Origin of the sequence: Paraclostridium sp., from assembly GCF_051657365.1 — a bacterium.
GTDB lineage: Bacteria > Bacillota > Clostridia > Peptostreptococcales > Peptostreptococcaceae > Paraclostridium.
Genome location: NZ_JBOFKN010000212.1, coordinates 1 through 12,738, shown reverse-complemented (window position 1 = coordinate 12,738; position 12,738 = coordinate 1). Strand labels below are relative to the sequence as shown.

Sequence of the window (12,738 nt, the reverse complement as noted above, 5' to 3'; positions counted from 1 at the left end):
TTTATTTTAAGCTAGCTAAATCTGTAGCTATTTGAGCTGCGACTTTAGCATTGTTATAAACCAATTCTATATTAGCATCTAAACTCTTACCAGCAGTTATAGTTTTCACTTTATCTAGTAAGAAAGGAGTAACTTTTTTACCTGTTATATTATTCTGTTCAGCTTCTTTTAAAGCTGTTTCTATAGCATTAGTAATAGTATCATAATCCATTTCAAATTTTTCTGGTATTGGATTCCCTATAACCATACCGCCTTTTAATTCTAAATCCCATTTAGCTTTTAAAGCAGTGGCAACTTCCATAGAAGAATTTACCTTATAATCTACTCCAAATCCACTTTTTCTAGTATAGAATGCAGGGAATTCTTCAGTTTTAAATCCAATAACTGGAACTCCGTTAGTTTCTAAATACTCTAATGTAAGACCTATATCTAGTATAGATTTAGCACCAGCACATATAACTGCAACATTTGTATTTGCTAATTCTTGTAAATCAGCGGATATATCAAATGTTTCTTGTGCTCCCCTATGAACTCCACCAATACCACCTGTAGCGAATACTTTAATGCCAGCTAAGTTTGCTAATATCATCGTAGTAGCCACTGTAGTAGCTCCATTTAGTTTTTTAGATATAATGAATGGCAAGTCTCTTCTACTAGCTTTAACGACGTCTGTGTTAGTTCCTAAGAACTCTATTTCTTCAGTTGAAAGACCAACTTTTAAAATTCCATCTATTATAGCTATAGTAGCAGGAATAGCTCCATTTTCTCTTATTATTTTACTTACATTTTTCGCCATTTCTATATTTTTAGGATAAGGCATACCATGAGATATTATTGTAGACTCTAAAGCAACTACTGGTTGACCTTCAGATAAAGCTTTTTTAACCTCTGGGTGAATGTGTAAGTATTTTTCTAACATATTAAATCATCTCCTTTAATATTTTTTCAACACTATCAACAGACATACTTGGATTAATAGTATTTTTGTGTAGTAATGTAAGTATTGAAGCAGCTGTTGAAAATTTAGCTGTATCTTTTAAATTGAAGTTATTTAAGTAGCTATAAACTAAAGCTGATATAAATGCATCTCCAGCCCCTGTAGCATTTACTGCATCTACTTTAACCCCTGGTAGTAGTAACGATTCATTTTCATTAGCACAAAAAACACCATTTTGACCTAATGTTATGAATACATTTTTAACACCTGTAGATAAGAAATATTCAGCACATCTATTTAAATCATCTTCATTTTTTATTTGTATGCCTGATAATATTTCAGCTTCTAATTTATTTGGTTTTATAGTATTAAATTTTCCTATTATATCTTTTATTTTAAGACTTTTTTGTGTAGAAACTGTATCTACAAATATAGGTATATTTGTATAAGTTCTAGTTATGTAGTCTATAACTTCAAAAGATAAATTGGTATCTAAAACAATAGCAAGAGAATCTCTAATGGAATTGTGTTTAGATACTATATAATCAATATCTATTTTTTCTATAATATCCATGTGTGATATGGCTAATTGCATATCATATTCACTGTTTAATATAGATAAATACATTGATGTAGGATATGCATCTGATATGTAGCAGTCAGAAGTATCTATATTTAATTGTTTACATTCTGATAAAATTTTATTTCCGTATATATCATTTCCAACTGCAGATAAAAGCTTTGTATTTAAACCAAGCTTAGCTATGTTTTCACATATATTTCTGCCAACGCCTCCTAATGAGATGTCTACATTTCCAGGGTTAGAATCAAACATAGTAAGAGTATTATTAGGAGAACCTTGAATATCTATATTAGAACCTCCTATAACGGTAACAAAATTGCTTTTACTTATAATATAACCTTTTCCTTTTATGTGCCCTTTTTTCATTAAATTTGTTATGTGTACTGCTACAGATGAGCGAGTAATATTAAGCATATCTGCTAAAGCTTGTTGAGAGACCATAGGATCCTCTATTAAAATATCTAAAATTTCTTTTTCTCTATCAGTCATTGATTATCACCATTAGTAAATATTTGCTTATATAAATAAGCATTTGTTTAAAATAATAATAACATTTATATTTTACAAATACAATAACAAAAATTATATAATATAAAAAAATTAATTTGAAATTATCAATATGGAATAATTTGAGGAAGTTAGGAACAATATTTGTCGATACTCATAATATAAAATAAGAACACCAATTTTGTTAGGAGGACATCTATATTATGAAGATAGGAGACGCTGTAGCAAGAAAATCCTACGACAAAGATATTGTATTTAGAATAATAGGTTTTGAAATAGATGAAAATAATAAAAAGATAGCTATATTAAAGGGTATTGCATATAGAATTATTGCAGACTCTACTATAGATGATTTAGAAAAAATAAATTTTTCTGATATAACAGATGAACTAATAGATAGAAATGTAGAAAATATTTTATATAAAAGTATAAAAAAAACTAAAGAAAGAAATAAAAGATTAAATAGAGCAACCCAAAAATCTTCAAACTATCAAAAACAAGTACAAGGTCAAAATCAGGTTCAAAATTCATATGGTATGCCGGGAAAGGTGCTTCATATAGATGGTGATCCTGAGTATTTAAAAATTTGTCTAGATGTATATACTAAATTAGGAATACCGGCAGTTGGAAAGGCAATACCTGAAAGCTTGCAATATAAAGAAGTTAGATCATTATTAGAACAACATAATCCATCTATATTAGTAATAACAGGACATGATGCTATAGTAAATAATAAAGGAAGTCTTAAAGATATAAAAAATTATAGAAATACAGGTAATTTTATAAAAACAGTTAGAGAAGCTAGAAAATATGATCCATCATTAGACAGTTTAGTTATATTTGCGGGAGCATGCCAATCAAACTATGAGGAAATAATAAAAGCAGGGGCAAATTTTGCAAGTTCACCAAGCCGAGTAATGATACATGCTCTAGACCCATTATTGGTAGTTGAAAAGATTGCTTGTTCTAGAATAGATAAAGTTGTTCCTTTAGAGGAAATACTAAGTCACACGGTTACAGGTATAAAAGGTGTTGGAGGAATAGAGACTAGAGGCAAGTTTAGATTAACTATGCCGGTGGCTATTTATAGTACCTATTAAACAATGAAAAATTAAGACTATAAATTATAAATTAAAAATAATAAAAAAAACAGTATTGACTTTTCACTCAAAAATATATAAAATATTTAGTTTAGGTTTGACAAAGAAAGTTAATTGTGGTAACATTACAATGCGAGAACATATAATGTTAAAGAAGGTGATGTAATGGCCACTGTTCAAACTTTAAATAAAATAAGACAGACTTTAGAGAAGCACCTCGGGAAAAAGATTGTATTAAAAGCCAATAAAGGAAGAAAGCAAATAGTTACGAAAAAAGGAGTACTAGAAAAAGTATATCCAAGTATATTTGTTGTTAAGTTAGATGATGAGGATAATGGATACTCTAGAGTATCATACAGTTACTCAGATTTATTGACTGATAATGTAACATTGAAAGTAATTAAAGAGACAAATAAATTAAATGTAAGTTAAAAAATTATACCTATTGAAAATAGGTGTAATTTTTTTTTTGTTTCCTAAATATAAATATAGTGTGATAGTTATATTTAATTTAGGAGGGTAACATATGAATCTAATAAAAGATATTTTACAAGTTGATAACAGGATAGACTTTGGTAGATTTCAAACTTTTATAGAGACAGAAGCTGTTGTATCTGATAAGAAGGAAGATGTTTATGAAATAATAAAAACAGAAGGGTACATAGCTGTAAAGAAACAAGAAGTTCTAGATGGCAAGATAATACTTAGAGGGAACTTTAATTACAATGTAATTTATTTAACAGAAGATAAAAATACTATATCAAATATAGAAGGCAGAATAGAAATAAATGAAGTAGTTGAAAAAGATAATATAGTTGCAGATATGGAAAATATGCTTTTCTATGATGTAGAACATATTGACTGCACAGTAGTGAATGAAAGAAAAATAAGAGTAGGAGCACTTTTAAACATAAGAGGTAGCTTATTTGAAAAAAATACTATAGATATAATAAAGGATGTTTCTCAAATAGAGAGTGTTCAAAAACATAGAAAAGAAGTTCAATATGAAGATATAGTAGGGATAGAAAAATCAGAAAGTGTTATAAGAGATACTATAAATATGAGCATAGAAGATTTAGCTAGTATAGTTTCAATTGGACCGAGAATAAAATTAAAAGAGACTAGAGTATCAGATAATAAGGTTATAGTTGGTGGAGTTTTAGATTTAAATCCAGTAGCATATACGTATGAAGGAGAGCTAGTAGAATTAGATAGAGTAGGATTAGATTTTACTCAATTTATAGAAGTTCCAGGTGTATGTGAAGGTATGAAAGAAGAAGCTATGGTTGAGATAGTTGACTTAAATTATGTATTTAAGAGAAATGAAGAGACGAATACTGGAGCTTTAGAAGTTGATTGTACAGCAAGAGCAAAAGTTAAAGTATCAGAAGATGTTACAAGAGAAGTTCTTCAAGATGCATACTCACCTGATAGAAACCTTAAGTTTGAAAGTAGAAATGTTGAACTTAATAAAGTTATAAATAGTGGAAGTGAATTTTTTAATATAAGAGACACTATAAAAAATAATAGTGATGATATACAAATAAAAGAAATAGTTAGTGTTGATTCTAATATAATAGTTGAAAGTGCATTCTTTGAAGGGGACAAAAATATAGTAGAAGGAATAGTTTCAGTAGATATTTTATACACTCCAGTAGAAGGATTAAGACCTGTATATAGATTAACGGAAGAAATTCCATTTACTCATGATATAGAAATAGATAATATAAGAGAAAGTACTAATGCATTTAATAATGTAACTATAGATAGAGTAGAGTTTGATTTAAATAGGGATCAAATAGATGTGACTGTTAAAGTAAGAAGATACTGTGAAGTATTAGATAAGAAGAAAGATAGCTTTATAGTTAAAGGTGAAGACCAAGGACCAATAGATTTATCTCAAAGACCTAGTATAACTTTATATATAGCTAGAGAAGGTGATAAATTATGGAATATAGCTAAAAAATATAACACAACGATAGATGATATAGCGGAGATAAATGAAATAAAAGCAGATGAGCAGCTAGCTACAGGACAATGTTTAATAATAGAGAAAAAAGCTAAAGTAGAAGCTTAAATTTTATATAAAATAAGATAATAGGGAATTATACTCCCTATTATTTTATTTTTTGTAGTATAATGTATACTATAAATATTTATGGCCGTTTGAGTACAATGAGGAGGAGAGTATGAACTCTATAGATTTAAAGAGCAGAGCTAAGATAAACCTATCAATAGATGTACTTGGGAAAAGGGATGATGGGTATCATATAGTGGAAATGATAATGCAAACGATAGACCTATATGATAATTTAAAAATAACTGAAATAGAAGAAGAGTTAATCAATATAAAAAGTGATAGTGTAGACATACCTTTAAATGAAGATAATATTGTTTATAAAGCTGCAAAGATTTTAAAGGATAAATTTAATATAAAAAAAGGTGTTGAAATTTCTATACAAAAAAATATACCTGTGGCAGCAGGAATGGCTGGTGGAAGCTCAAATGCAGCAGCTGTTTTAGTGGGATTAAACAGGATATGGCAACTAAATTTAAGTGAAAAAGAACTTGAAGAAATAGGTTTGAAATTGGGTGCAGATGTTCCTTTTTGTATAGAAGGTGGAAGTGCATTGGCAAAAGGTATAGGGGAAGAATTAACAAATATAGATGGTTTGAGTGAAGATATAAATATATTAATTTGCAAACCAGAAATTTTTGTATCTACAAAAGAAGTATATCAAGCTTTAGATATTAAAGAATTAAAAAAGAGACCAAATAATAAAAAACTTATAGATGCTTTAAAGAATAAAGATTTGGAATTTATATCTCAAAACATGGTTAATGTTTTAGAAGAAGTTACAACCTTAAAACATAAAGAAATTAAAGAAATAGAAGATATTATGATAAAAAACAAAGCATTAGGATCTATGATGAGTGGAAGTGGACCTACAGTTTTTGGTTTATTTGATAATAAAGAATATGCAATAAAGGCTAAAGAGGAGTTACTATTAAGTTACAATCAAGTATATCTAGTTAATAGTAGCAATAAAGGAGTTGAAATTGATGGATAGTTTAACAAAGTTGAATTTAGATAACTACAAGCCTTTAAGAGATGTAGTTTTTGAAAATTTAAGGGAAGCTATTTTAGAAGGTAATTTAAAACCAGGGCAAAGACTTATGGAAGTTCAATTAGCAGAACAATTAGGGGTTAGTAGAACACCTATAAGAGAGGCTATAAGAAAATTAGAGTTAGAAGGTTTAGTAGTTATGTTACCGAGGAAAGGTGCATATGTAGCAAATATGTCTCTAAAGGATATTATCGATGTTTTAGAGATAAGATCAAGCTTAGAAGGTTTAGCTGCATACTTAGCCGCAGAAAGAATACATGAAGAAGATGCTAAAAAGCTACAGAGAATAGCAGAAGATTTTAAACAAAGTATAGAAAGAAAAGATGATATTGATACTTTATTAAAAAAAGACGTTGAGTTCCATGAATGTATATTTAATGCGACTAAAAATAAAAAATTAAGTCAAATTATAAACTCTCTTTGGGAACAAGTTCATAGATTTAGAGCAACTTATATATCTGATTTCGATACATCGTATAATCTTGTAGAAGAGCATGATAATATATTAAAAGCTATAATATCTGGAAATAATGAAGATGCAAAGAAATATGCTATAGAGCATATAGAAAAAGCAGAGCAATTTATAATAGAAAAAGCAATGCACAATAAGCATTTATAAATAAAAAAGAGACTGTTAAAATTTTTTTAACAGTCTCTTTTTTATTTATATGATTTTATTAAGAATAAAATTATAATTTTTGGAAATAATCAAGATATTAAAATATATTAGGGGGAATATATTATGAATAAAATAAAGTTGAGAATAGCAACATTAACTTTGCTATTAGTATCGATACTTACTATAACTACGATACATATATACGGGGAAGTATCTAAAGTAGAAAAAGTTTCTAGCAATTATAAAGATAAATTAATAAGATTTCATGTTTTAGCAAATAGTGATAGTAAAGAAGATCAAGAATTAAAATTAAAAGTTAGAGATGAAGTTATAAAATATCTTCAACCATTATTAAAAAATTCTAAAAGTATTGAGGAAAGTGAAGAAATAATATTAAAAGAAAATGAAAATATAACAAATATATCTAAAAATATTATTGAGGAAAATGGGTATAATTATGAAGTAAAGGTTAATCTTGAATACAGTAATTTTCCTGCTAAACAATATTCAAATATAGTATTACCTGCTGGTGAGTATAAATCAATAAGAATTATAATTGGTGATGGAGAAGGCCAAAATTGGTGGTGTGTAATGTTTCCGCCACTATGTTTTGTAGATGAAAATAATGGAGTTATAGATAAAGAAACAGATGAAAAATTAAAAGATATATTAACAGAAGAAGAATATGATTTAATATCAGGTGAGAACTCAGAGAAAGCTTCAAATAGAAAAATTAAGTTTAAATTATTAGAAATTTTAGAGTCGATAAAAGATGAATTAAAGTAAGTAATTAAAGGAGTGGAATATAAAATTATGAAGTATCACACCAAACTTTTTTTATCAATATTTGCTATATTATTATTTTTCAGTATCAATCAAAATACTATATTTGCAGGTAATGATATACAATTGAGTGAATTAGGTTATATTGAAAAATCTAATAGTGAAAATAAAGAAGAGGAAAGAAAAGCTAAAGAAGTGATAAGTATTACGAATGATGAATTGTATTTATTATCCAAATTAGTATCAAGTGAGGCTAGAGGAGAAAGCTATGAAGGACAAGTTGCTGTAGCAGCGGTTGTAATAAATAGGGTTTTAGATCCTAGGTTTCCAACTGATATAAAAGAGGTTATATACCAAAAAAATGCCTTTTCAGTAGTTAACAATGGAGAAATATATAAAGAACCTACAGATAGTGCTTATAAAGCAGCTAGAGAGGCCCTATATGGAAGTGACCCTACTAGTGGGGCGATATATTTTTGGAATCCGGATATATCCACTTGTAGTTGGATAAAAACTCTAGATCCATATAAAAGAATAGGAAACCATGTATTTGCAAAATAATCAAATATTAAAAATAAAGGAGTTGATACTCCTTTATTTTTTTTGTCAAATGCACTATAATAATCACTTAGATAATAAAAACGCATATAATTATAAAAAATAGAATTGCGATAGAAGGGTGAACAAGATGGAAAAATTAAGTGTAGCATTAATTTTCGGGGGAAAATCTGGAGAACATGATGTTTCTAGAATTTCAGCTTCATCTATATTTAAGCATATAAACAAAGAAAAATATAATATCCATACAATTGGAATAACAAAAGAAGGTAAATGGCTTTACTATAAAGGGTCAGAAGAAAATATAGCTAATGGTAAGTGGGAACAATTAGCTGATAATGACGTTAAAATAAATTTACTACCTAATGGCAATTCTAAAGTAGGATTAGAATTTAAAGATGGTAGTTTCAAAAAAATAGATGTTTTATTCCCTGTATTGCATGGACCATATGGAGAAGATGGAAAGATACAAGGGTTATTTGAAATTAGTAGCATACCATATGTTGGATGTGGAGTTTTAGCATCTAGCGTAGGGATGGATAAGCTTGTATGTAAAAAAATATTTTCACAAATAGGATTGCCACAGGTAAAATATACCTACACAGATAAATGGAGTTTTAAGTTGAATGAATCAAAAGAACTAGATAAAATAGAAAGTGAATTAAAATATCCTATATTTGTTAAACCTGCTAATATGGGTTCGAGTGTAGGCATATCTAAAGTGTCCAATAGAAATGAGCTATTAAATGGAATAAAAGAAGCTTTGAGATATGACAGAAGAATAGTTTTAGAACAAGGTATAAATGCTAGAGAAATAGAAGTAGCTGTTCTAGGAAATGATGATGTAAAAGCATCTATAGCTGGAGAAATAATACCAGCAAAAGATTTCTATGACTATGAAGATAAATATATAAATGGAGTTTCTAAATTAGAAATACCTGCTAAGTTAAATGAAAATGAAATGGAAGAAATAAGACAAATGGCTGTAGATGCATTTAAAGCTATAGATGGAAGAGGGCTTTCTAGAGTAGATTTCTTTATAGACAATAAAACAAGTGAAATATATATAAATGAAATAAATACTTTACCAGGCTTTACAAATATAAGTATGTATCCAAAACTTTGGGATGCTACAGGAATACAATATACTGGCCTTATAGACAATTTAATACAATTAGCTATTGAAGGTAGACAGTAAAGAAGGTGTATATTATATGAATAACAATCCAATTGGAGTTTTTGATTCTGGATTAGGTGGATTAACTGTTTTAAAAGAAATAACAAGTATATTACCAAATGAAAACATAGTGTACTTTGGAGATACAGCAAGGGTGCCTTATGGATCGAGATCAAAAGAAACCGTAATAAAGTATACTTTTCAAGCTATAAATTTCTTAATATCTAAAAATGTTAAAGCAATAGTTATAGCTTGTAATACAGCAACAGCAAGAACATTAGCGCTAGCTCAAGAAAAATATGATATTCCTATAATAGGCGTTATTGAAGCTGGAGCAAGAACTGCAGCATATACAACTAAAAACAAATTAGTTGGAGTAATAGGGACAGAAGGAACTATTAATTCAAAAGCTTATGAAACAGAGATAAAAAAACTAGATAATGAAATTAAAATAATAGGCAAAGCATGTCCATTATTTGTACCGATAGTAGAAGAAGGTTGGGCAAATACTGAGATAGCAAAATTGACAGCTCAAAAATATTTAGAAGAACTTCAAACTTTAAATATAGATTCATTAGTTTTAGGATGCACGCATTATCCTCTTTTGAAGAAAACTATAAATGAGGTTGTGGAAGGTAAAATAAAACTAGTAAATCCAGCAAGAGAAACAGCTAAAGACTTAAAAGATGTTTTAACTAAGAATGATCTACTAAACAAAAATTCCGTAGATAAATCTTATTATAAATACTACGTATCTGATATACCAGAAAGATTTGCAACGATAGGAAAAGAATTTTTAAATAGAGAGATAGAAGATATAGATCAGGTTGAAATACAAAAATATTAACAATAATATAAACTTTAGGAGAAATATTACCTAAAGTTTATATTATTATGGAGGTTAAAATGATAGACGTTAGTATATATATGAATACAAAACAGTATGATAAGTTTGGAAATGAGGACTGTATAGAAGTTAGATCTTCTGGAAGTATGTATGAAAAAAACGAGGAAACGTATATAGTCTATAAAGAAGAATTAGAACAAAATTCAGCACATGTTACGACTACTATAAAAATATCGACTGATGAAATTTTTATAAAAAGATTCGGAGTTATTAACTCAACTATGAAATTTATATTAGGAAAAGAGACCTTTACTAACTATAAAACACCTCAAGGTATATTTAATATAAAAACAAATACTAATAAATTGAATATATTTAAAACCGATGAAATGATAAATATAGACATAGATTATGATATGGAAATTGTAGGGTTATTTGAGGGAGTAAATAAAATACACATAGAGATTAAAAAAAATGACTAAAAAAAAGCTGACTAAAATTAAAATATCATTAGTCAGCTTTTTAGTTAATAAAAAGATTTATTCCACCAATTCATAGGAGTTTGATTTTTATTTATAGATTTGCATTCATATCCATTGCTTTGTAAGTGTGTTAGAATATTAGGTAGTGCTTTTACTGTAATTTGTTTATCGTGAAACAATATAACAGAGCTTTTAGATAAACTTAAGTTGCTTAATGTATTAGAGATTATTGAATTGACATTTGTATTTTTACATGTGTCTGTGCTATCTATATTCCAATCCCATACTTTATAACCATAATTTACTAAGCTGTTATATTGAGTTTCTGTCAAGTGGGGTTTACTACCGTAAGGAACTCTAACTAATTTTATATCGCATCCTATTAATTCCTTAAGGGTATGATTTGTATTATTAATTTCTGATAAAGCAGATGAATTGCTAGCATAAAAGACAGTTTTTTCATGGCTTTGGCCATGCAATCCTATAGAGTGACCTTCGTTGAAAATTCGCATCACTACTTCAGGATATGTATTAATTCTATCCTCTAGTAAAAAAAATGTTGCTTTCATATTATATTTTTTCAATAAATCTAATATTTCAGTGGTGTTTTTATTTGGACCATCATCAAATGTAAGGTAAATTGTTTTGCCTGTAAATTCAGGATTTTGTAAACAATAAGAGATGGTTGTCGTAAAAGAAATAAATATAGACAATATAACTATGGTTGATATAAATTTTTTCATGATAGATGCTCCTTGTTTATAAATTATATTTTATATTGTTATTGTATGATATTATTTAAAATATATTAGGGTCATAATAATTTTATATAAGGTAAATTAAATGTATATAAAAAAACTACCCCTGAATTAATTTATTTGGTATTATATTACTTAACAAGGTTTTAAAATAAAATAATTTATACAAGGATTTGAGAAGTTTTTATAGAAAGTATACTTGAGTTAAAAAACTAAGTATAAGAGGTATGATTTATGATAGTAGATAGAGTACGAAGTACTATAGATAAATATAATTTGTTACAAAAAGGTGATAAGATTGTATTGGGTCTTTCTGGAGGACCAGATTCAGTGTGTTTGCTACACGTGTTAAAACAACTCGAGAGTGAGTACGATATATCTATATATGCAGCTCACTTAAATCATCAAATAAGAGGTATCGAAGCCCAAAAGGATGTAATGTACATATCTAGATTATGTGATAGTTTAGGGGTTAAGCTTTTCGTTAAATCAATAAATGTTCCTGCATATTGCAAGGAAAATGGTTTATCAATTGAAGAGGGAGCAAGAAAGTTAAGATATGAAATGTTTTATGAAATAAAACAAAAAACGAAATCTAATAAAATTGCTATTGGTCATAATTTAAATGATCAAGCAGAAACTATTCTTATGCGAATGATGAGAGGTACAGGGCTTCAAGGTCTAAGAGGAATAGAATATAAAAGAGATGATACGATAATAAGACCTATTCTTGATATTGAAAGAAGTAGTATAGAAAAATATTGTGATGAACATGAGTTAAATCCAAGAATAGATAGTACAAATTTAGAGAATATATATACTAGAAATAAAATAAGACTAGAATTAATTCCATACATGCAAGAAAATTTTAATAATAATGTTGTTGAATCTATATGCAGAATGGGTAATAATTTAAAATTAGATAGTGAATATATTGAACAAGAGGGTATTAATAAGTTTAATGAGGTTGCTAAGTTAACTAATAATGAAGAAGTTGAAATTTCATTAGATAAGTATGTGGATTTACATAAAGCAATAAAAAGTAGAATAATTAGAAATTCTATTAAGTATATTTTAGGAGATACTAATTTCGTAGATCAAAAACATATAGAAGATATAATAGACTTAGAAGAAGATACCAAAATAAATAAGAAAATAGTTTTACCAAGAGGTTTATTTGTTTATAGAAACAAAAACAATATATTGCTTACAAATAAAGAAATAACTTATGAGGAAATAGAGTTTTGCTATAAAGTACC

Annotated in this window: 14 protein-coding genes; 11 read left to right on the top strand and 3 right to left on the bottom strand. The window is 27.7% G+C overall.

Annotated features, from left to right (window positions below; all coding sequences use genetic code 11):
• Window position 1: 1 nt before the first annotated feature.
• Window positions 2-919, bottom strand: a complete 918-nt coding sequence (locus ACRCYC_RS16395) for a pseudouridine-5'-phosphate glycosidase (protein ID WP_438620178.1) — start codon at window positions 917-919, stop codon at window positions 2-4.
• A 1-nt stretch (window position 920) separates the two neighbouring features.
• Window positions 921-2,009, bottom strand: coding sequence for a PfkB family carbohydrate kinase (locus tag ACRCYC_RS16390; protein WP_438620177.1), 1,089 nt, complete (start codon window positions 2,007-2,009; stop codon window positions 921-923).
• Between the two features lie 221 nt (window positions 2,010-2,230).
• On the opposite strand from ACRCYC_RS16390, the gene yabG reads away from it, so the two are divergent.
• The 10 genes from yabG to ACRCYC_RS16340 all read left to right on the top strand — a co-directional run bounded on the left by yabG (window position 2,231) and on the right by ACRCYC_RS16340 (window position 10,721).
• Complete coding sequence (yabG, locus tag ACRCYC_RS16385) at window positions 2,231-3,127, top strand: sporulation peptidase YabG (RefSeq protein WP_438620176.1); 897 nt, start codon at window positions 2,231-2,233, stop codon at window positions 3,125-3,127.
• 165 nt (window positions 3,128-3,292) lie between these two features.
• Complete coding sequence (locus ACRCYC_RS16380) at window positions 3,293-3,559, top strand: Veg family protein (protein ID WP_438620175.1); 267 nt, start codon at window positions 3,293-3,295, stop codon at window positions 3,557-3,559.
• A 94-nt stretch (window positions 3,560-3,653) separates the two neighbouring features.
• Window positions 3,654-5,204, top strand: coding sequence for a DUF3794 and LysM peptidoglycan-binding domain-containing protein (locus tag ACRCYC_RS16375; RefSeq protein WP_438620174.1), 1,551 nt, complete (start codon window positions 3,654-3,656; stop codon window positions 5,202-5,204).
• A 112-nt stretch (window positions 5,205-5,316) separates the two neighbouring features.
• Window positions 5,317-6,198 carry a 4-(cytidine 5'-diphospho)-2-C-methyl-D-erythritol kinase gene (ispE, locus tag ACRCYC_RS16370; protein WP_438620173.1) on the top strand — a complete coding sequence of 294 codons (882 nt, stop codon included), beginning with the start codon at window positions 5,317-5,319 and terminating at the stop codon, window positions 6,196-6,198.
• Entirely contained in the window at window positions 6,191-6,874 is a 684-nt protein-coding gene (locus ACRCYC_RS16365) for a GntR family transcriptional regulator (protein ID WP_438620172.1), read from the top strand. The genes ispE and ACRCYC_RS16365 overlap by 8 nt, the downstream gene beginning before the upstream one ends.
• Before the next feature lie 123 nt (window positions 6,875-6,997).
• Window positions 6,998-7,660: a stage II sporulation protein R gene (gene spoIIR / locus ACRCYC_RS16360; RefSeq protein WP_438620171.1), complete on the top strand. Its 663-nt coding sequence runs from the start codon at window positions 6,998-7,000 to the stop codon at window positions 7,658-7,660.
• A 27-nt stretch (window positions 7,661-7,687) separates the two neighbouring features.
• Complete coding sequence (locus ACRCYC_RS16355) at window positions 7,688-8,218, top strand: cell wall hydrolase (protein ID WP_438620170.1); 531 nt, start codon at window positions 7,688-7,690, stop codon at window positions 8,216-8,218.
• Window positions 8,219-8,345: 127 nt separating this feature from the next.
• The gene (locus ACRCYC_RS16350) at window positions 8,346-9,413 is read left to right on the top strand and encodes a D-alanine--D-alanine ligase (protein ID WP_438620169.1); all 1,068 of its coding nucleotides are present in this window, start codon (window positions 8,346-8,348) and stop codon (window positions 9,411-9,413) included.
• 16 nt (window positions 9,414-9,429) lie between these two features.
• The gene (gene murI / locus ACRCYC_RS16345) at window positions 9,430-10,239 is read left to right on the top strand and encodes a glutamate racemase (RefSeq protein ID WP_438620168.1); all 810 of its coding nucleotides are present in this window, start codon (window positions 9,430-9,432) and stop codon (window positions 10,237-10,239) included.
• Window positions 10,240-10,298: 59 nt separating this feature from the next.
• On the top strand, window positions 10,299-10,721 hold the full coding sequence (locus tag ACRCYC_RS16340; protein ID WP_438620167.1) for a DUF1934 domain-containing protein: 423 nt from the start codon (window positions 10,299-10,301) through the stop codon (window positions 10,719-10,721).
• A gap of 44 nt (window positions 10,722-10,765) precedes the next feature.
• On the opposite strand, the gene ACRCYC_RS16335 is transcribed toward ACRCYC_RS16340, so the two are convergent.
• Window positions 10,766-11,464, bottom strand: a complete 699-nt coding sequence (locus ACRCYC_RS16335; RefSeq protein WP_438620166.1) for a polysaccharide deacetylase family protein — start codon at window positions 11,462-11,464, stop codon at window positions 10,766-10,768.
• A gap of 249 nt (window positions 11,465-11,713) precedes the next feature.
• On the opposite strand from ACRCYC_RS16335, the gene tilS reads away from it, so the two are divergent.
• On the top strand, window positions 11,714-12,738 hold a 1,025-nt coding region (tilS, locus tag ACRCYC_RS16330; RefSeq protein ID WP_438620165.1), incomplete at its 3' end, for a tRNA lysidine(34) synthetase TilS.

Bases quoted from the DNA above. Each gene is read 5' to 3' on its own strand.
- spoIIR (WP_438620171.1), top strand. From the start codon at position 6,998: ATGAATAAAATAAAGTTGAGAATAGCAACATTAACTTTGCTATTAGTA.
- ACRCYC_RS16380 (WP_438620175.1), top strand. From the start codon at position 3,293: ATGGCCACTGTTCAAACTTTAAATAAAATAAGACAGACTTTAGAGAAG.
- ACRCYC_RS16390 (WP_438620177.1), bottom strand. From the start codon at position 2,009: ATGACTGATAGAGAAAAAGAAATTTTAGATATTTTAATAGAGGATCCT.
- ACRCYC_RS16355 (WP_438620170.1), top strand. From the start codon at position 7,688: ATGAAGTATCACACCAAACTTTTTTTATCAATATTTGCTATATTATTA.
- ispE (WP_438620173.1), top strand. From the start codon at position 5,317: ATGAACTCTATAGATTTAAAGAGCAGAGCTAAGATAAACCTATCAATA.
- murI (WP_438620168.1), top strand. From the start codon at position 9,430: ATGAATAACAATCCAATTGGAGTTTTTGATTCTGGATTAGGTGGATTA.
- ACRCYC_RS16350 (WP_438620169.1), top strand. From the start codon at position 8,346: ATGGAAAAATTAAGTGTAGCATTAATTTTCGGGGGAAAATCTGGAGAA.
- yabG (WP_438620176.1), top strand. From the start codon at position 2,231: ATGAAGATAGGAGACGCTGTAGCAAGAAAATCCTACGACAAAGATATT.
- ACRCYC_RS16335 (WP_438620166.1), bottom strand. From the start codon at position 11,464: ATGAAAAAATTTATATCAACCATAGTTATATTGTCTATATTTATTTCT.
- ACRCYC_RS16365 (WP_438620172.1), top strand. From the start codon at position 6,191: ATGGATAGTTTAACAAAGTTGAATTTAGATAACTACAAGCCTTTAAGA.
- ACRCYC_RS16375 (WP_438620174.1), top strand. From the start codon at position 3,654: ATGAATCTAATAAAAGATATTTTACAAGTTGATAACAGGATAGACTTT.
- ACRCYC_RS16340 (WP_438620167.1), top strand. From the start codon at position 10,299: ATGATAGACGTTAGTATATATATGAATACAAAACAGTATGATAAGTTT.
- ACRCYC_RS16395 (WP_438620178.1), bottom strand. From the start codon at position 919: ATGTTAGAAAAATACTTACACATTCACCCAGAGGTTAAAAAAGCTTTA.